Genomic DNA, 15,971 nt, shown 5'->3' with positions numbered 1-15,971 from the left:
CCGCGGCGGTCGCGGGTGGGCGCTGACCGCCCGTCGCTCAGATCCGCGTTAGCGCCGACTTCAGCGGGTCCAGACCGAGCGCGCCGAGGTTGAGCGCGTCGCGGTGGAACTCCTTGAGGTCGAACGCCGACCCCTTGCGGGCGCGGGCGTCCTCGCGGGCCTGCAGCCAGATCCGCTCGCCGACCTTGTACGACGGGGCCTGCCCCGGCCAGCCGAGATAGCGGTTGAGCTCGAACCGCAGGTTCTCGTCGGGCACCCGGCAGTGCGCCCGCATGAACTCCCAGCCGAGCTCGGGCGTCCAGCGCTCACCGGGGTGGAAACCGAACGGGTTGTCGCGCGGGATCTCCAGCTCCAGGTGCATCCCGATGTCGACGATCACCCGGGCCGCCCGGAACGCCTGCCCGTCGAGCATGCCGAGCTTGTCGCCCGGGTCCTCCAGGTAGCCCAGCTCGTCCATCAGCCGCTCCGAATAGAGCGCCCAGCCCTCGCCGTGCCCCGAGCACCAGCAGAGCAGCCGCTGCCAGCGGTTGAGCAGCTCCGCCCGGACCTGCGTCTGCGCGACCTGCAGGTGGTGCCCCGGCACGCCCTCGTGGTAGACCGTCGTGACCTCGCGCCAGGTGGAGAACTCGGTGATCCCCTGCGGGACGGCCCACCACATCCGCCCCGGACGCGAGAAGTCCTCGCTCGGGCCGGTGTAGTAGATGCCGCCGTCGCTGGTCGGCGCGAGGCAGCACTCGATGCGCCGCACCTGCTCCGGGATGTCGAAGTGCGTGCCATGCAGCTCGGCGATCGCCTTGTCGGCGAGCGCCTGCATCCAGTCGCGGAACGCCTCCTTGCCCTGGATGTTGCGGGCCGGGTCCGCGTCCAGCGCCGCGACCGCGTCGTCGATGCTCGCCCCCGACCCCACGATCCGGGCGGCCACCGCCCGCATCTCCGACTCCAGCCGGGCCAGCTCGGCGAACCCCCAGGCGTACGTCTCGTCGAGGTCGACCTTCGCCCCCAGGAAGTACTGCGAGGCGAGCTGGTAGCGCTCGCGCCCGGCGGCCTGCTTCTCCCGGCCGCGCGGCGCCAGCTCGTCCCGGAGGAACTGGCCGAACTGTGCGGTCGCGGCGGTCGCCGCCGCGGCCCCGCGCCGCAGGTCGGAGGCGAGCGCGCCGTCGGCGTCGAGCCGGTCGACGAGCCCGTGGAAGAAGTTGTCCCCGTCGGTGTCGGTCCAGATGTCGCACTGCTTGGCGACCTCGAGCATCTGGGCCCGGGGGCTCACGTGACCGGCGTCCGCCGCCGCCCGCAGCGTCGTCTTGTACTGCTCGACGGCGCGGGAGAACTGGTTGAGACGGGCCGAGATGTTCCGGACCGCCTCCTCGCCCCGGGTCGGCATCAGGTCGAAGACCTGGCGCAGCCCGTGCAGGGCGCTGGCGATGACGTTGATCTCGCTGGTCGCCTCGCCGGCGTCGTAGCGCGCCAGCTCCAGCCCCAGGCGCTCGGCCATCGCGTCCTTCGCGACCCGCTCCGCCTCGGTCTCCGGCTCCGCCACGTCGAGTTCGCGCAGCGTGCGACGCGTCAACTCGGCCTGGGCGGCGAAACCGTCGGGCGACAGGTCGTCGAGCTGATCGTCGTAGCCGGGAATGCCGACGTAGGTTGCGCCGGCCGGGTTGAGCGGTGCCCACTCGTCGACATACCGGTTCGCGAGGTCATCGATTCGTCCCACGGAATGACCCTACGTGACTCATCCGCTGATTCGTCCACCCATTCCGCGGACGCGTCGCCGAGCGCGCACTGTGCGAAGCCGAGTGGTCTCCGTCAGCGCCTCGGGGCGGGGGCCGTACGACAAGATCCTCCGGCAGTCGTCGACACGATGTCCGAAAGTCGCGGGACATTTGTCGGACCCCTGGGGCAAAGTGTCAGGAGTGACCACCGCAACCGCTCCTGACAAGGCCGAACTCCGCAGTTGGCTGCCGGGCTTTCTCGCCCTCGGCGCGATCTGGGGGAGCAGCTTTCTGTTCATCAAGATCGGAGTGCGCGAGCTGCACCCGGTCTACGTCACCCTCGGCCGGGTCGCGGCCGGTGCGCTCACCCTGCTCGTCGTGCTCGCCGTGCTGCGCGACCGGCTGCCCCGCGACCCCCGGCTCTGGCTGCACCTCGCGGTGGTCGCGGCCATCGGCGTCGCCCTGCCCTTCACCCTCTTCGGATACGGCGAGCAGCTCGGCGTGGCCTCGATGCTCGCCGGCATCTGGAACGCGACCACGCCGCTGGTGGTGCTGCCGATGGCGGTGCTGGTCTTCGGGACCGAACGGATGACGGCGCGCAGCGCGACCGGGATGGTGCTCGGGTTCGTCGGCGTCCTCGTGGTGCTCGGCGTCTGGCAGGGTGTCGGCGGTGCCCAGTTCACCGGGCAACTGCTGTGCTTCGGCGCGGCGGCCTGCTACGGCGTGGCGATCCCGTACCAGAAGCGGTTCATCGCGGCCGGGCGCGAGTCCGGCGTCGCGCTCTCCGCCGCGCAGCTGCTGCTGGCGACGGCCCAGCTCGCGATCGTGGCGCCGCTGGTCGCCGGCGCGCCACCCGCGCCGACGCGGCTCTCCGCCGACGTCGTCGCCAGCGTTCTCGCCCTGGGCGCGCTCGGCACCGGTCTGGCGTTCGTGATCAATCTGCGCAACATCCGGCTGGCCGGAGCCAGCACCGCGTCCACGGTGACGTACCTGATCCCGGTCTTCGCCGTGCTCATCGGCGTCACCGCCCTCGACGAGCGCCTCACCTGGCACCAGCCGGTCGGGGCAGTGATCGTGCTCGCCGGCGTGGCGGTGTCGCAGGGGTTGCTGGGTCGCCGCCGCCGCGCGCTCGCGCCACCGGAGCCCGCCGCCGCGCCCACCGTCGGGCACGTCGCCCGCCGCTGACCCGGCGCGCCGCGCGTCAGTCCCGCGATGTGCGCGGTGGCGCTAGCGATCGTGCGTGGCCGTCCACTTCAGCAGCTCGTCGGCGCCCCACGTGTTCACGACCCGGTCGGCGGGCACCCCGCACAGCGCCGCGCGCTCGCAGCCGTACCGCTGCCAGTCGAGCTGGCCCGGCGCGTGCCCGTCAGTGTTGATCGCGAAGAGGCAGCCCGCCTCCAGCGCGAGCCGGATCAGCCGCTTCGGCGGATCCTGACGCTCCGGCCGTGAGTTGATCTCGACGGCCTTGCCGTGCTCCGCGCAGGCCGCGAACACGGCGGCCGCGTCGAAGCTGCTCTCCGGCCGGCTGCGGGTCCGGTGCCCGCGGTCGCCCGGGCCCGTGACGCCGGGCGGCCGCTTCGCGACCATGCGCCCGGTGCAGTGCCCGAGGATGTCGAGGTGCGGGTTCTCGACCGCCCGCAGCATCCGCCGCGTCATCTTGGCGCTGTCATCCTTGAGCCCGCTGTGCACCGAGCCGACCACCACGTCGAGCCGCGCCAGCAGCTCGTCCGACTGGTCGAGCGAGCCGTCGGCGAGAATGTCGACCTCGATGCCGGTGAGGATGCGGAACCCCTCCGGCAGCGCGGCGTTGAGCGCCGCGACGTGGTCGAGCTGGCGGCCCAGCCGCTCGGGGCTGAGCCCGTTGGCCACGGTCAGCCGGGGGGAGTGGTCCGTGAGCACGAGGTACTCGTGGCCGAGACCCACCGCGGCCAGCGCCATCTCCTCGATCGGCGAGCCCCCGTCGGACCAGTCGGAGTGGGTGTGGCAGTCGCCGCGTAGCGCCGCGCGCAGCGCCGCGGCCGCCTCGTCGAGATCGGTGCCCTCGGTGGCGAGCAGCCGCCGCAGATAGACCGGTTCCTCGCCGCGCAGCGACTCGGCCACGCAGCGCGCGGTCACCTCGCCCACGCCGGCGAACTCGGTCAGCGTCCCCGCCTCCGCGCGCGCCGCGAGCTCGGCGCCGGGCAACGCACCGAGAGCGTTCGCCGCGGAGCGGAAGGCCCGGACCCGGAAGGTCGCCTCGTTCGCCCGTTCCAGCAGGAACGCGATCTGTCGCAGGTCGGCGATCGCGTCCCGGGCAGCCATGGCCGCTACGTTAGCCCGTGGGTGCCGATCGTGCGCGCGATCAATCCCCCACGTCGGACTGGTCGAGGGTGTCGCCGGGCCGGGGCCGGACGGCCGTCACCGTGCGCCGGTCCTCCGCGACCCCGGTGATCCACCCGCCGGCGCGGCCCAGCCGCAGCAGCGCGTCCGCGCGGGCGGGCAGCTCCAACGGTTTCCCGGGCTGCGGTGGCCACGCCGTGCGGGCGGCGCAGCCCGGCGCGAGCCACGGCCGGAGCGCGGCGATCGGGTCGTCGGCGTCGAGCGCGGCGCGCGCGTCGCCCAACGCGTCGAGGATCGCGTCGAGCGCGGGCCGTACCGCGGGGGCGTTCCCGCCGCACATCGCCGCCACCAGATCCGGGTGGCTCGCCGCGACCCGGGTGCCGTCCCGGAACGAGCCCGCGGCCAGGGTGCCGGCGAGCGGGTCGGCCGTCGTGGCCGCGGCGAGCGCCGCGGCGAGCAGATGGGGTACGTGGCTGACCGTCGCGACCGCCCGGTCGTGCTCGGCGGCGGTGGCCGGCACGACCCGGGCGCCGAGCGAGGTGGCGAGGACCGCCAGCTCCAACCAGTCGGTCAGCGTGGTGGCCCCGGGCTCGAGGCAGAGCACCCAGGCCGCCCCGGCGAACAGGCCGGGATCGGCCGCGGTGAAGCCCGACGTCTCCCGCCCCGCCATCGGATGACCGCCGACGAAGCTGGCGAGCCGGTTGTGGCGGTGCAGGCGCTGCTCAGCGAGGAGCTGCACGGGTGACTTCACAGACGTGACATCGGTGACGAGCCCGGCGTACCCGACGTCGGCCAGCTCGTCGAAGACGGCCGCGACCGCGGGCAGCGGCACGGCGACCACGACCAGCTCCGCCCGCGCCACCGCGTCCCGTACGGTCGGCACGACCTGCCAGCGGGCGGCCGGGGGCGCCTGGGCGGCCGCGGTGCGCGCGGTCGCGCGGGCGGCCGGGTCGGCGTCGTGCCCGTACCCGGCGTGTCCGGCGAGGGCGAGCGCCCGCAGCACGGAACCGCCGATGAGACCGAGCCCGATCACCGCGACATTCACGCCGAGGACTCTCGCACATCGCCGCGCCGGGACCGCGCGTGGTGTCGACCGGACGCGACATTCCGCCGCGCGGGTCGCGGGAATACCGCTACCTCGCAGTTACCCTGCCTCAGTGACTTTCCGGGACAAGACGGGCCGGCGTCTCCGGCGCGCCCTGCTGCGGGCCACCGTCACCCTGGCGGCCACCGTCGGCATCATCCTGGCCGGGTCGGCCGCCAAGGTGGACGTCGGCCCGGCGCCCGACGACACCGCCGCCGTCGGCGGAGGGCTGCGCTGAGGCGATCAGGGCGCCTTGGGACAGCCGCGGTCGCGGTGCCAGGCGGTGACCTTCGCGACCGGTGACCGCGCGCTCTTCTTCCGCCACGAGTCCAGGAACGGCGCCGGCCACACCACGCCGCGCCGGATCCACCAGTCCCCGGTCCGGGCACACGGCGGCGAGATCGCGAAGTGCAGGTGGCAGACGTTGTTGGCGTTGCCGGTCCGACCGACCGTGCCGAGCCGCTGCCCCGCGCGCACCCGCACCCCGGCCTCGATGCCGAGCGCGACCTCGGTCAGGTGCGAGCCGTAGTAGCGGACCCCGTCGTCGCCGAGGATCGAGACGAACCGGCCGCCGTTGAGCGGTCCGTCCGGGCCGGTCTTGCGGTACCGGTCCACCCGGCTGATCTCCAACACGCGGCCGTCGGTCACCGCCACCACGGGGACGCCGCAGTCGGCGAAGATGTCCGTCGCCGGATAGGCGGCGTGGGTCGGGTGGTACGACACGTTCCCGCCCGGGACCGGGAAGACGTAGCGCCAGTCGGGGGCAGCGCGGGTGGGGGCCGCCGTCGAGCCGGCGGTCGCGCGGGGCGTCGCGGCGGCCGTCGCCGTCGGGGCGCGGGTCGCGGTGGCGCTCGGGCCCGGCTCCCCCGCCGGAGACGTCCACGCGCTGCGCGGCGAGGGCGCACCCTGACCGCACGCCGCGACCGCCGACAACGACAGCAGGGCCGTCAGCGACAACACCCGGTGGACGCGTCGCGGGACCGGCGGTTCGTGCGTGGACATGCGCGCCATCCTGGCAGAGCGCATCGACCGCCGCAGACCCGGCGAACCCGCGCGGGCCGGGCCGCGCTGTGGGTACGCTGCGCCCGAACCGGTGCAGTCGTGAGCGAAGGAGCGCGCCGATGGCCGATCGGTCCGCGAGCTGGTCGCCGTCCGGCGTGCCGGCGCCGCCCCGTTGGTCGCCGCCGTCACGTGTCCCGTCCGGACTGTTCCCCGCCCCGCCGCCCGCGTACCCGGCGGCGCCGTCGCGCCCGACCTACCGCGAACCCCACCCGGTACGGCCGGGCGCGATCGCGGCCGGCGCCGGCGGGGCTGCCGCCTGGCTGCTGCTGTTCGGCCTGCTCGGCACGAGTCTGCCCGGGTACGCCTGGTGGACGCTGTTCGCCGGGGCGCTCGCCTGGCTGGTGGCGTTGGCGCTCGTCCGGTTCGGTGACCGCGGGGTGGCCGTCGGGGTCGCCATGGTCACCGCCGTCGGATGGGGCATCGCCGCCACCGCCGTGGCGCTCCGGTGGGCGGGGGCCGGCGACTGGCCGCTGTGGTGACGCTGCGCGGCGCGTTCGACATGCTCGGTGACGGGGTGGTCGGCGGTGCGTGCCCGCGTCGCTGCGCACCGCGACCGGCCTTGACGAATGTTGTCCCGGTCGGCACGCTCGGCGGCATGGTCTGGACAGCGCAGCGGCTCGACCCCGTCCGGAGCCGCCGCCGGATGGAGCTTCTCGCCGAGATCGCCGGCGCGAGGGCCGCGCGGGAGACCCAGCAGCCCCGCCGGAAGCGCGGCGTCCGGCTCCGCGGGTTGATCGCCACCCGCCGCCGGCTGGCAAACTGACCGTCACCCGTTCGCTGCGATCCATTGCCGTCCTTCGGGGCGTTGCACCGTCAGTCACCCAGGTGACCGGCTACCGTCACGCGTGACAACACGGTTGACGTAGTGGCGCTTGCGACAGCGCCGCAGACATCAATGGGGGAGACGTGCCCTATTTCGCGGCTGGCGTGGCGCGCGGCGCGGACGGTTGGACGGCGGCGGAGGTCGACCTCGGCGGGGTGGCGGACCTCGACGAGGTCGCCGACCGGCTCCGCGACGTGGAGCCGGACGCGGAGCTCTCGCTGCTGTTCGTCGAGGCCGACGACACCTACCTCGCGATCCTGCGGCTCGACGACGGCGAGGATCTGCGGATCTTCGGCTCGGACTCGGCGTTCGCCGAGGAGTCCCGGCTGGGCGCGCTGCTGATCGGCGACGTGAAGGCCGCGCCGTCGGAGGCCGAGACCGCCGAGACGGCGGACACCCGGTCCGGCGACGATGACGACGAGCGGCCCGTCGCGGACCCCGACGCCGACCCCGTCGGGGACGCCGATCTGCTCGCCGACCTCGGCGTCCCCGCCCAGCGACTGCTGGCGCTCTGCGCCCGCGAGGGGATGCTCCCCGCCGACGTCACCGCCGAGGTGTGCCAGGCGATCGGCTGCGGCGACGAGGTGGAAGAACTGCGCGAGGCGTGACGGGTGCTGTGCCGCGGCAGGACTCCGGCGACCGGCGGGAACGCCACGAGTCCTGGATGCGCCGCGCCCTGCAGGTGGCCCGAGGGGTCGACGTGGCGGGCCTGGCGTCCGGGGACGTCCCGGTGGGCGCGGTGGTCTACGACGCGAACGGCGTCGAGCTCGCCATCGGACGCAACGAACGTGAACTGACCGGCGATCCCACCGCGCACGCCGAGATTTTGGCGCTACGCCGGGCCGCCGCCGAGCTCGGCGCGTGGCGACTCGACGGCTGCTCGCTCGTGGTCACCCTGGAGCCGTGCACGATGTGCGCCGGGGCGCTGGTCCTGGCCCGTATCTCCACAGTGGTCTTCGGTGCCTGGGAGCCGAAGACCGGGGCCGCCGGCTCCCTCTGGGACGTCCTCCGCGACCGCCGCCAGAACCACCGCCCCGACGTCTACGCAGGCGTCCTGGAACCCGACTGCGCCACCCTCCTCCGCACCTTCTTCAGATCCTGATCCCCCCGCCCCCCGCCAAGATCCGCGTGATCAGGGAGTAGCTCGGGCGTGTCCCCGGCATGGCGTGAGCAGAACCCCCTGATCACCGGGATCTTGCGCCCGCCGCCAGCGCCCGCTGAACCGTCTGCACGATGTACGCCGGTCGTCGGGTGTCCGCCCAGGTGAACCGGACGACGATGAACCCGAGCGCGAGCAACGCGTTCTGCCGCCGTCGGTCGTGCAGCAGCGCGTGCGGCGTGCTGTGCGGCGCGCGCCCGTCCGCCTCGCCCAACACGTTCCGGCTCGGCCAACCGAAGTCCGCCACCGCGAGCAGCGACCCGACGTCGTCGTGCACCGGGAACTGCAGCTCTTCGGGCGCCACCCCGCCGTCCCGACAGATCAGCCGGATCCGCGTCTCCAGCGGTGACTGCGCGCGCCCGTCGGCCTCGTCCATCGCCGCCCTCGCCCGGACCGCGCCGCGGTTGCCGTACACCAGGGCCCGCGCCGCGTCGAGGTGCTCGTCCGTGAGGAGGCCGGCCCCGAGCACCGCGTCCAGCATCGCGACCGCGTCTGTCCGGGGCAGCCGCGGCAGCAAATCGGCGGCGGTGCGGGCGGGCGTGGTCACGGCGATGCCGTCGAGGCGCATGACGTCGTCGTCGGCGAGGACGAGCTGCCGGGCGGCGAGTCCCGGCTGATCCAGTCGTCGGCGCCGCGCCGGCAGCGAAACCTGTACGGTCGGGTCGTCCGGCAGCACCGGCCAGCCGTGCAGTCGCGCGGCGCTGGTGAGTACCGCGACGGCCGGTTCGCCGCACGCGAGCACGCCCGCGCGTACGCGTTGGCGTTCGGAGATCACCTCGGGCCGGGTCAGGTACACGCCCCGGAAGATCCCGCGCCACTCGCGCCCCCGGACCAGCCGGGCGACCTCGGCCGGGGTGATGCCGAGCTGCCGGCACTGGGCGGACGTGAGCAGTCCCTCCTGGCCGTCCGCGACGGAGCGGGCGAGGTCGAGTCGAGAGGTCATGGCAGCGGAGCTTGCCGCCTTTCCCGGCTCCGCCACCGACCCACGCCGCCCGGCTGTGGACAACGCGGACCCCTGTGGAGAACCCCGTACGCCTATCGGCGACCTGCTATGGGCCCCAAGGAGATGATCCGCGTGATCAGCGAGGTGCACGCGCGGCACACCGGGACACGCCAGAGTTACGCCCTGATCACCGGTGTTTTGAGAAGGTTGGCGGCCACGGCGCGGGCGGCGTCGGTCCAGGGGGCGGGACGCAGCGTGGCGGGGTCCAGGCGGACGATGGTGCGGTGGCCATCGGCGTGCACGGTGGCCGCGTCGGGGGAGAGGAAGCGGAAGCGGTAGACGGCGCTGGTGGAGCCCCAGCGCTCCAGCCAGAAATGCACCAGCACGTCGCCGGTACCTCGGATCGGCGCGTGGTACGTGATCGCGAACTCGCGTACGGCGTGGAAGACGTCCGGCGAGGTCGGGCGGCCGTTCTCGAACGAATGGCCGCGCGCGGCCCAGTACTGGCTCACCGCCCGCTCGAACAGCACCGCGTACCGCGCGTTGTGCACGATGCCCATCGCGTCGAGGTCGTCGAAGTGCACCGGGATCGGCTGGATGTGGCCGTGGTCCACGACCGGGGTGGTGAGAACGGTCATCGAGAGTCCTCCGGAAGCAGGGTCGGGTCGGTGCACAGCGCCCGGAGCCGGTCGAGCACCGCGCGGCGGGCGAAGACGTATGCGGATTCGGGCGCGAGCAGCCGGGACCGGAGGGCGGCGTTCAGCCCGAACGCCTCGAACTCGTACGCCAGTTGCCGCACGTCGACATCGGGTTCCAACTCGCCGGCCGCGATCGCCTCGGCGCCGAGCCGTTCGACGAAGGCGATCCACTCGGTGAGCGCCTCCGCCAGCCGGTCACGGACGGGGCCGGAGCGGGCGTTGTACTCGAACTCCGCGTTGCCGAAGAAGCAGCCGCCGGGCAGGACGGCGGCGGCGTAGAAGTCGAGACGTGCCTCGTGCAGCGCCCACAGCCGGCGGATCCCGCGCGGCACCCGCAGCGCGGGAGCGATCACCTGCTCGGACCACTGTTCACGAGCACGCTCGATCGTCGCGAGCTGCAACTCCTCTTTGGACCGCCAGTGGGCGAAGAGCCCCGACTTGCTGACCCCGAGCGTCTCGGCGAGCTGGCCGAGGGAGAGACCGTCCAGCCCGGCCTCGGTGGCCAGCGCGACGGCGGCGTCCAGGATCGCCGTCCGGGTGCGGGCGCCGCGGGCGAGCCGACCGTCGGTTGTCATGGCGATGAGCGTACACAAACAAACCGACCGATCGTGCTCTTTGTTACCGCGACCACAGTGCTGTACGTGGCAGTTGATCGCGGTGGCGCCGCACCGTGAAGATCCGCGTGATCAGGGGGCGGCGACGGCGACACGCCGTCGACACGCCCGAGTCAGTCCCTGATCACGCGGATCTTTGGGTTAGGCGATGGCCGTGTCCAGGGCGATTTCGACCATTTGGCCGAAGGTTTGTTCGCGTTCCTGAGCGGTGGTCTTTTCGCCGGTCTTGATGTGGTCGCTGACCGTCAGGAGGGTCAGGGCGCGGCAGCGGAAGCGGGCCGCGATCGTGTAGAGCGCCGCGGACTCCATCTCCACGGCCAGCACGCCGTAATCGGCGAGCGTGTCGTAGAGGTCCGGCCGGTCGGTGTAGAAGGCGTCGGCGGCGAGGATCGGGCCGACCCGCACCGGGATGCCGCGCCGCTCGGCCACGTCGACCGAGGTGCGCAGCAGTCCGAAGTCCGCGACCGGGGCGTAGTCGATCAGGCCGTCAAAGCGCATCCGGTTCATGTTCGAGTCCGTCGACGACCCGCTGGCGGCGATCACGTCGCGCAGCTTCAGCTCCTCGGTCAGCGCGCCGCACGAGCCGACCCGGATCAGCGTCTTCACGCCGTACTCGTTGATTAGTTCATGCGCGTAGATGGAGGCCGACGGCATGCCCATGCCGGATCCCTGGACCGACACCTCCACGCCCTGGTAGCGGCCCGTGAAGCCCAACATCCCCCGGACCGTCGAGTAGCACTTGGCGTCCTCGAGGTAGGTCTCCGCGATCCACTTCGCCCGCAGCGGGTCGCCGGGCATCAGGACCCGCTCCGCGATCTCTCCGGGCTTCGCTCCGATGTGCGTGCTCATGGCTCCTGATCCTGCCAGGTCGACGCGCGGGGAACCCCTTCGACGGCTGCCTCGATCGTCGGGTACCCTTCTCGGCGGTGGTGTGTCCGAGTGGCCTAAGGAGCACGCCTCGAAAGCGTGTGAGGGGGCAACCCCTCCGCGGGTTCAAATCCCGCCGCCACCGCTCTTGTAATGCAGAAGCGCCCGGTCGATCCGCAGGGATCGGCCGGGCGTTCCGCATTGTGTGAGCTCCTACGCCGTGCGCGTATCGACGTGCAGCAGGGGGAGCACCCGCCCCGGCACCGATCCCGATGGCGTCTCGCCGACCCGCACGGCGCCCATCGCGAGATAGAAGCCCTCGGCGTACGGCTCCGCCTCGATCATCAGGCGGGTGAACCCCGCGGCCCGGGCCGTGCCCATCGCGTGTTCCCAGAGCCGTCGACCCATGCCCGTCCCGATCGACGCGGGATCGATCCACAGGTGTCCCAGCTCACCGTGCGGCGGCGCGCCCTCCACGCCGTAGAACCCGAGCACCCGCCCCGCGAGCTCGGCGACGACGATCCTCCGCGCGGCCAGCTCCTCCGGGCGCAGCGTCAGCTCCGCGCGGCAGGCTTCCAGGAAGACCTCGTCGTATCCCCAGTGCGACTTCGAACGCAGCGCCAGCTCGGTGAGCTGCTCCGCCTCGTCCGTCCGTGCCGCCCGAAACAAGATCACTGCCACCCGGGCAGTGTCGCGCTACGACCGTCGGCAGATGCAGAAGGGGTGGCCCGCCGGGTCGGTCAGGACCCGCCACGTCTCGCCCGGCTGGAAGTCGGGCTTGCCGGCGCCCCACTCGCGGCACTGCGTCTCCGCCTTGTCGAGGTCGTCGACGTACAGGTCGAGGTGGTAACGCTTCGGGGTGGCCGGGTCGGGCCAGGCCGGCGGCGTGTAGTTGTCCACGCGGCCGAATCCGATGGAGGTCTGCCCGTCGCTGATCATCGCGTACTCGTCCTGGCTGTGGGTGATCTCCCAGCCGAGCACGCGGTGGTAGAACCGCGCGAGCCCGGCGGGGTCCGCGCAGTCCAGGCTGACCATGGCGAGAGAGGCGATTCCGGTCATCACGCTCCTTTCCTGTCGGCGCGGGTCGTTCCCGCACCGACAGGAATCCTGGTCGCCGTACCTGCCGTCTCCTGTCAGGTACGGCGAAGTGCTGCCGTTCAGCAGGAGCCGAAGCCGTCGTCGAAGAGGCGGCGGACGTACTCGGCGTACCCGATGATGGCTTTTCGGACCTTGTTCCCGTCGTGCAGGAAGAGGTACGCGCGGTCGCCCTCGGCCACGAGCATCCCGTCGTAGCGGTACGTCTTCGGCGGGGCCTGCAGCTCCTCGATCTTCGAGTAGAGCGTGCGGACCTTCGTGACCGGCGTGCCGACGGTGACGCCCTCGGGCGTCTGCTGCGGCGGGTCCATCCAGACCAGGACCAGCCGGTCGTCGGCGAAGACCGGGCTGACCGCCGGCAGATTCGCGAACGCCGGCCCGCACCCGTGCGCCTCGGCGTCGAGCGCGCCGCGCTCGGTCAACTGCCCGGTCGTCTCGCCGAACCGAATGTCCCGGACGCCCCCGAAGTGCACGACGTTCGGGCCGAGCGTCGGGGTCTGCGGGGCCTCGCGCTCTTCCGCCGCCGCCCGCCCGCATCCGGAGATCAGGATTCCGGAGAGAACTACCGCCGCAAACGCGAGGGGTCGTCGCGTCATGTGATCCTCCAGTTACCAGTGGTGCCTAACGCTACTGATAACGCCGCAAGTCGCAAAAGGGTCTGCCCTGTCCACAACCTGTGGATAGAACATGTGTACGACGGTGTGTGGGGGCGGGACATTCGTTGCCGCTATCACCCGATTGGCCCCTTATGCCCCACCGTTGCCGGTGCGCGCGCTCGTATCGATCAAGGACTTCACCCTGATGGAGGAACTGACGGATCGGAGCGGTGGCCGCCGCTACGGGGTGGCGCCGTGCTCGGAGACGACTCGGGCCGTCCGCAGTGGCGTTGACGCCGGCCGGCGGGCGATCGACCAAGTGATGTGTGAAATGTCCTTACAGGACGATGGCCGATCGGGAGCCATGAGATCATCTCCCGCGCCCACCTGGTTCGCGTGGGTCCTACGCGGGAGTTGATGTGAAAGAAAACAATCTCGTCTACTCGAATCTTCGTGCTCGGCGTGGCTCCTTAATCCTGGTCTTCATCGTCGCGGTCGCCACGATGCTCTCCGCGATCCTCGTGGGCCCGGGCGCGGCAATGGCGTCGGCGCGCCCGGCTCCGGAGCAGTCGAGCGCGCCGAAGGCGGTGACGGCCAGCCCGTCCGAATCGCCGACCACCAGCCAGTCGCCCGCCCCGCTGAAGTCACCGGCTCCGAGCGGATCCGCTGGCGCGGCAGAGTCCCCGAGCCGGGCCGAATCCGCGAGTCCCGTCAAGCCGGCCGATCGCGGCCGGCGACGGAGCGCCGACACCGGCGAGTGTCGCGGGAAGTTGACCTTCGGGAAGATCGTTGTCTGCCCGTCGATCACCGATGAGCAGGAGAACGTCTGGACGGTCACGTCGACCGTGGACTCGGACATCCTGCTCGCCAAGCTGACCCAGGCGTCGGGTGACGGGGTCGGCGGTCGGGTGACCGACCGGAACGGCGAGTACGTCTGCTACCTCGGGCCCTACCCGGAAGAGTGTCAGCTCGGGGCCGCCGGCATCTACACGATCACCGTGTCGCTTTACTACGGCACGGGGACGGGCAGCTACAAGCTGTCGGTCGAGTCGACGCGGACGCCGTCGGAGTGCGAGAAGCTCCCGGAGAAGTTCTTCTCCTTCGCCTCGGCGGGCCGCACGGGCACGCTGCCGGCCGGTGCCGCGGGCCACTGCTACAAGTTCAACCAGCCCACCGGCGCGGTGCTGCACCTGGCCGGCCCGGGGGGCGCCGGGGATGTGCAGGGGAGCATCCTGGACGCCCAGTACAAGCCGCTCTGCCAGGTGCGCTATACCACTGAGTGCACGCTGAGCCGGCCCGGACCGTATCGGCTGTTCCTCAGGGAGCTCTACGGCAACGAGACCGCCTACACGCTCAAGATGCCCCGGATCTCACACGCCGCCGGGTGCCCCGTCGTGCCGCTTGCCTCCTTCGGAGACCCCGGCACCAACGTCGGCACCGGCACCGTGGCGCAGCAGGATGAGGTGGCCTGCCACGCGCTGACCACCACAACGGCCGGCGCTGTCGTCGTCCGCTTCGCCCAGCACCACGATCAGTACCTCTGGTGGTACATGTACGGCCCCGATGGCCAGCGGATCTGCGAGGAGTACTCGTCCGCCCGCTACTGCGCCCTGCCGGCGGCCGGCACGTACACCCTGCTCGTGCAGCACCAGAACATCATGGGCACCGAGATCAACTACCAGGTGGCGGTGACCGCACTCAACCGGAACGACGGCTGCGCGCAGGCCACCGGCACGTCCTGGGACCAGCCGGCTCTCCTGGTGCACCAGACCTCGGCCGTGCAGACCAACTGCCAGCCGTTCCAGGGCCAGGCGGGTGACCAGATCATCACGTACGCCGCCCCGACCGTGTACAACGAGGTGTCGACGTGGCTCGTCGACGACGCCGGTGTCACCCTGTGCACCGAATGGTCGGAGCGGGACGGCTGCGTGCTGCCCGCCACCGGGACGTACCGGGTCATCTCCTACCTCAGGAGCTGGAATGACCCGACCGAAGACCACACGTACAAGATGCAGGTCCGCCGGCTCTCCGACGCGGCCGGCTGCCCGACCGTCACGCCGGGAACCTACGGTGCGGCTCCCGCGAGTGCCCTCGGTGGCATCCGCTGCCGGATTCTGGACATCCCGGCGTCGGGCGTCTATCGCGTGAAGGCGGTCGACGCGCAGAACTACCGGTCGTACGCCCGGGTGTACGACAGCGCCGGGGCGCGGGTCTGCGACGACATGTGGTGCAACTTCCCGGCGCCCGGCAGGTACACGATGGTGCTCGCGGGAGCCGCGACCACCACCGTGATCGACAACGACTTTCGGTACGCCGTCGCTCTGCTGCCGTACGTGCCGTCGGGCTGCGACCCGGTTTCGGAGACCGGTTATCAGGAGGCCCCGTACCGCGGCGAGTTCGTGGCCGCCGGACAGCACGACTGCCTGCAACTGCCCAGCCCGGCCGGGGCGCGGATCGTCGCACTGCTGCCCGGCGACGCGACCGGTGCGGGGATGCCAGAGATCGCTGTGCTGGACTCGACCGGTGCCTACCTGTGTGACTCGTCGTGGTCGCTGCGGCAGTATTCCTGCGAGCTGACCGGCACGGCACCGTTCTTCGCGGTGCTCAACGCGGACGACGGTGACGCGACCGGTTCCTACGCCGTGGCCTTCGCCCGGGTGGACGGCGCCCCCAGCTGCCCGGTCCTGCCCCGGGACGCGACGGGCGTCACGGTCACCACCGGGGCCGACCGCTTCGCCGCCTGCTTCTCCATCCCCGCCGACCAGCACGCGGCCCGTGAGGTCTTCACCTATCGCCGCACGTCCGGCGAGGGTGACGCCCGGCTGTCGGTCTTCGACGGAGGGGGCGTGCGGTACTGCGGCCCGACCGGCCCGTCGGTCGACCGCACGGTCACCTGCTCGCTGCCGGCTGGCCCGGTGATGGTCATCCTCGAAACGGATGCCGTTGACGCCACCTACCAGCTCACCCACCGCGACGCGACCACGCCGGCACCGTAGGCGTAGAAA

At 72.1% G+C, this 15,971-nt stretch carries 19 protein-coding genes and 1 tRNA gene; 8 read left to right on the top strand and 12 right to left on the bottom strand.

The features are described 5' to 3' along the window. Positions 1-37: 37 nt before the first annotated feature. Positions 38-1,708, bottom strand: coding sequence for a DUF885 domain-containing protein (locus tag BLW47_RS04080; protein ID WP_091551496.1), 1,671 nt, complete (start codon positions 1,706-1,708; stop codon positions 38-40). A gap of 199 nt (positions 1,709-1,907) precedes the next feature. Here BLW47_RS04080 and BLW47_RS04075 point away from each other — a divergent pair, with 199 nt between their 5' ends. Continuing rightward, positions 1,908-2,891, top strand: coding sequence for a DMT family transporter (locus tag BLW47_RS04075; protein WP_091551494.1), 984 nt, complete (start codon positions 1,908-1,910; stop codon positions 2,889-2,891). A gap of 42 nt (positions 2,892-2,933) precedes the next feature. Here the strand turns inward: BLW47_RS04075 and BLW47_RS04070 are convergent, their stop codons facing one another. After that, positions 2,934-4,007, bottom strand: coding sequence for a PHP domain-containing protein (locus BLW47_RS04070; RefSeq protein ID WP_091551491.1), 1,074 nt, complete (start codon positions 4,005-4,007; stop codon positions 2,934-2,936). A 40-nt stretch (positions 4,008-4,047) separates the two neighbouring features. Then, complete coding sequence (locus tag BLW47_RS04065; RefSeq protein WP_091551488.1) at positions 4,048-5,070, bottom strand: prephenate dehydrogenase; 1,023 nt, start codon at positions 5,068-5,070, stop codon at positions 4,048-4,050. Between the two features lie 112 nt (positions 5,071-5,182). Here BLW47_RS04065 and BLW47_RS25035 point away from each other — a divergent pair, with 112 nt between their 5' ends. Further along, positions 5,183-5,347, top strand: coding sequence for a hypothetical protein (locus BLW47_RS25035; protein ID WP_175543485.1), 165 nt, complete (start codon positions 5,183-5,185; stop codon positions 5,345-5,347). 5 nt (positions 5,348-5,352) lie between these two features. Here BLW47_RS25035 and BLW47_RS04060 read toward each other — a convergent pair whose 3' ends face one another. Then, complete coding sequence (locus BLW47_RS04060) at positions 5,353-6,111, bottom strand: M23 family metallopeptidase (protein ID WP_091551486.1); 759 nt, start codon at positions 6,109-6,111, stop codon at positions 5,353-5,355. Between the two features lie 119 nt (positions 6,112-6,230). Between BLW47_RS04060 and BLW47_RS04055 the strand changes: the two genes are divergently transcribed. From BLW47_RS04055 to tadA, 4 genes are all read left to right on the top strand, one after another. Beyond that, positions 6,231-6,650, top strand: a complete 420-nt coding sequence (locus BLW47_RS04055) for a hypothetical protein (RefSeq protein WP_245736325.1) — start codon at positions 6,231-6,233, stop codon at positions 6,648-6,650. 80 nt (positions 6,651-6,730) lie between these two features. After that, a complete protein-coding gene (locus tag BLW47_RS04050) occupies positions 6,731-6,934 on the top strand; it encodes a hypothetical protein (protein WP_139307151.1) in 204 nt (67 codons plus the stop codon). 143 nt (positions 6,935-7,077) lie between these two features. Further along, positions 7,078-7,602, top strand: a complete 525-nt coding sequence (locus tag BLW47_RS04045) for a tRNA adenosine deaminase-associated protein (protein ID WP_175543484.1) — start codon at positions 7,078-7,080, stop codon at positions 7,600-7,602. After that, positions 7,599-8,096 (top strand): tRNA adenosine(34) deaminase TadA, encoded by a 498-nt coding sequence (gene tadA, locus BLW47_RS04040; RefSeq protein ID WP_281247227.1) that lies wholly within the window; start codon positions 7,599-7,601, stop codon positions 8,094-8,096. The genes BLW47_RS04045 and tadA overlap by 4 nt, the downstream gene beginning before the upstream one ends. 82 nt (positions 8,097-8,178) lie before the next feature. On the opposite strand, the gene BLW47_RS04035 is transcribed toward tadA, so the two are convergent. From BLW47_RS04035 to deoD, 4 genes are all read right to left on the bottom strand, one after another. Further along, positions 8,179-9,096: an endonuclease domain-containing protein gene (locus tag BLW47_RS04035; protein ID WP_245736323.1), complete on the bottom strand. Its 918-nt coding sequence runs from the start codon at positions 9,094-9,096 to the stop codon at positions 8,179-8,181. Positions 9,097-9,272: 176 nt separating this feature from the next. Next, complete coding sequence (locus BLW47_RS04030; protein ID WP_091551475.1) at positions 9,273-9,734, bottom strand: acyl-CoA thioesterase; 462 nt, start codon at positions 9,732-9,734, stop codon at positions 9,273-9,275. After that, positions 9,731-10,369: a TetR/AcrR family transcriptional regulator gene (locus BLW47_RS04025; RefSeq protein WP_091551472.1), complete on the bottom strand. Its 639-nt coding sequence runs from the start codon at positions 10,367-10,369 to the stop codon at positions 9,731-9,733. The genes BLW47_RS04030 and BLW47_RS04025 overlap by 4 nt, the downstream gene beginning before the upstream one ends. 180 nt (positions 10,370-10,549) lie before the next feature. Continuing rightward, on the bottom strand, positions 10,550-11,257 hold the full coding sequence (gene deoD, locus BLW47_RS04020; RefSeq protein ID WP_091551469.1) for a purine-nucleoside phosphorylase: 708 nt from the start codon (positions 11,255-11,257) through the stop codon (positions 10,550-10,552). Positions 11,258-11,333: 76 nt separating this feature from the next. Here deoD and BLW47_RS04015 point away from each other — a divergent pair. Continuing rightward, positions 11,334-11,420, top strand: a tRNA-Ser gene (locus BLW47_RS04015). A gap of 68 nt (positions 11,421-11,488) precedes the next feature. On the opposite strand, the gene BLW47_RS04010 is transcribed toward BLW47_RS04015, so the two are convergent. The 4 genes from BLW47_RS04010 to BLW47_RS03995 form a co-directional block, all read right to left on the bottom strand. Then, positions 11,489-11,956, bottom strand: coding sequence for a GNAT family N-acetyltransferase (locus BLW47_RS04010; protein ID WP_245736321.1), 468 nt, complete (start codon positions 11,954-11,956; stop codon positions 11,489-11,491). Positions 11,957-11,971: 15 nt separating this feature from the next. Continuing rightward, on the bottom strand, positions 11,972-12,334 hold the full coding sequence (locus BLW47_RS04005) for a VOC family protein (protein ID WP_091551466.1): 363 nt from the start codon (positions 12,332-12,334) through the stop codon (positions 11,972-11,974). A 98-nt stretch (positions 12,335-12,432) separates the two neighbouring features. After that, positions 12,433-12,966 (bottom strand): hypothetical protein, encoded by a 534-nt coding sequence (locus tag BLW47_RS04000; protein WP_245736320.1) that lies wholly within the window; start codon positions 12,964-12,966, stop codon positions 12,433-12,435. A gap of 439 nt (positions 12,967-13,405) precedes the next feature. After that, positions 13,406-13,825 (bottom strand): hypothetical protein, encoded by a 420-nt coding sequence (locus BLW47_RS03995; protein ID WP_139307150.1) that lies wholly within the window; start codon positions 13,823-13,825, stop codon positions 13,406-13,408. Here BLW47_RS03995 and BLW47_RS03990 point away from each other — a divergent pair. Further along, on the top strand, positions 13,812-15,962 hold the full coding sequence (locus BLW47_RS03990; protein WP_139307149.1) for a hypothetical protein: 2,151 nt from the start codon (positions 13,812-13,814) through the stop codon (positions 15,960-15,962). The two genes, BLW47_RS03995 and BLW47_RS03990, sit on opposite strands and share 14 nt — an antisense overlap. Positions 15,963-15,971 lie beyond the last annotated feature (9 nt).

This window comes from Micromonospora pattaloongensis (assembly GCF_900107255.1).
Lineage (GTDB): Bacteria > Actinomycetota > Actinomycetes > Mycobacteriales > Micromonosporaceae > Micromonospora_I > Micromonospora_I pattaloongensis.
The sequence above is the reverse complement of the archived record's forward strand: the minus strand, read 5'-3'. Positions and strand labels throughout refer to the sequence as shown.

Bases quoted from the DNA above. Each gene is read 5' to 3' on its own strand.
- BLW47_RS04070 (WP_091551491.1), bottom strand. From the start codon at position 4,007: ATGGCTGCCCGGGACGCGATCGCCGACCTGCGACAGATCGCGTTCCTG.
- BLW47_RS04060 (WP_091551486.1), bottom strand. From the start codon at position 6,111: ATGTCCACGCACGAACCGCCGGTCCCGCGACGCGTCCACCGGGTGTTG.
- BLW47_RS04055 (WP_245736325.1), top strand. From the start codon at position 6,231: ATGGCCGATCGGTCCGCGAGCTGGTCGCCGTCCGGCGTGCCGGCGCCG.
- BLW47_RS04035 (WP_245736323.1), bottom strand. From the start codon at position 9,096: ATGACCTCTCGACTCGACCTCGCCCGCTCCGTCGCGGACGGCCAGGAG.
- BLW47_RS04030 (WP_091551475.1), bottom strand. From the start codon at position 9,734: ATGACCGTTCTCACCACCCCGGTCGTGGACCACGGCCACATCCAGCCG.
- BLW47_RS04025 (WP_091551472.1), bottom strand. From the start codon at position 10,369: ATGACAACCGACGGTCGGCTCGCCCGCGGCGCCCGCACCCGGACGGCG.
- deoD (WP_091551469.1), bottom strand. From the start codon at position 11,257: ATGAGCACGCACATCGGAGCGAAGCCCGGAGAGATCGCGGAGCGGGTC.
- BLW47_RS04005 (WP_091551466.1), bottom strand. From the start codon at position 12,334: ATGACCGGAATCGCCTCTCTCGCCATGGTCAGCCTGGACTGCGCGGAC.
- BLW47_RS04000 (WP_245736320.1), bottom strand. From the start codon at position 12,966: ATGACGCGACGACCCCTCGCGTTTGCGGCGGTAGTTCTCTCCGGAATC.
- BLW47_RS03995 (WP_139307150.1), bottom strand. From the start codon at position 13,825: ATGTCCGAGTCCACGGTCGACGTGACCGTCCAGACGTTCTCCTGCTCA.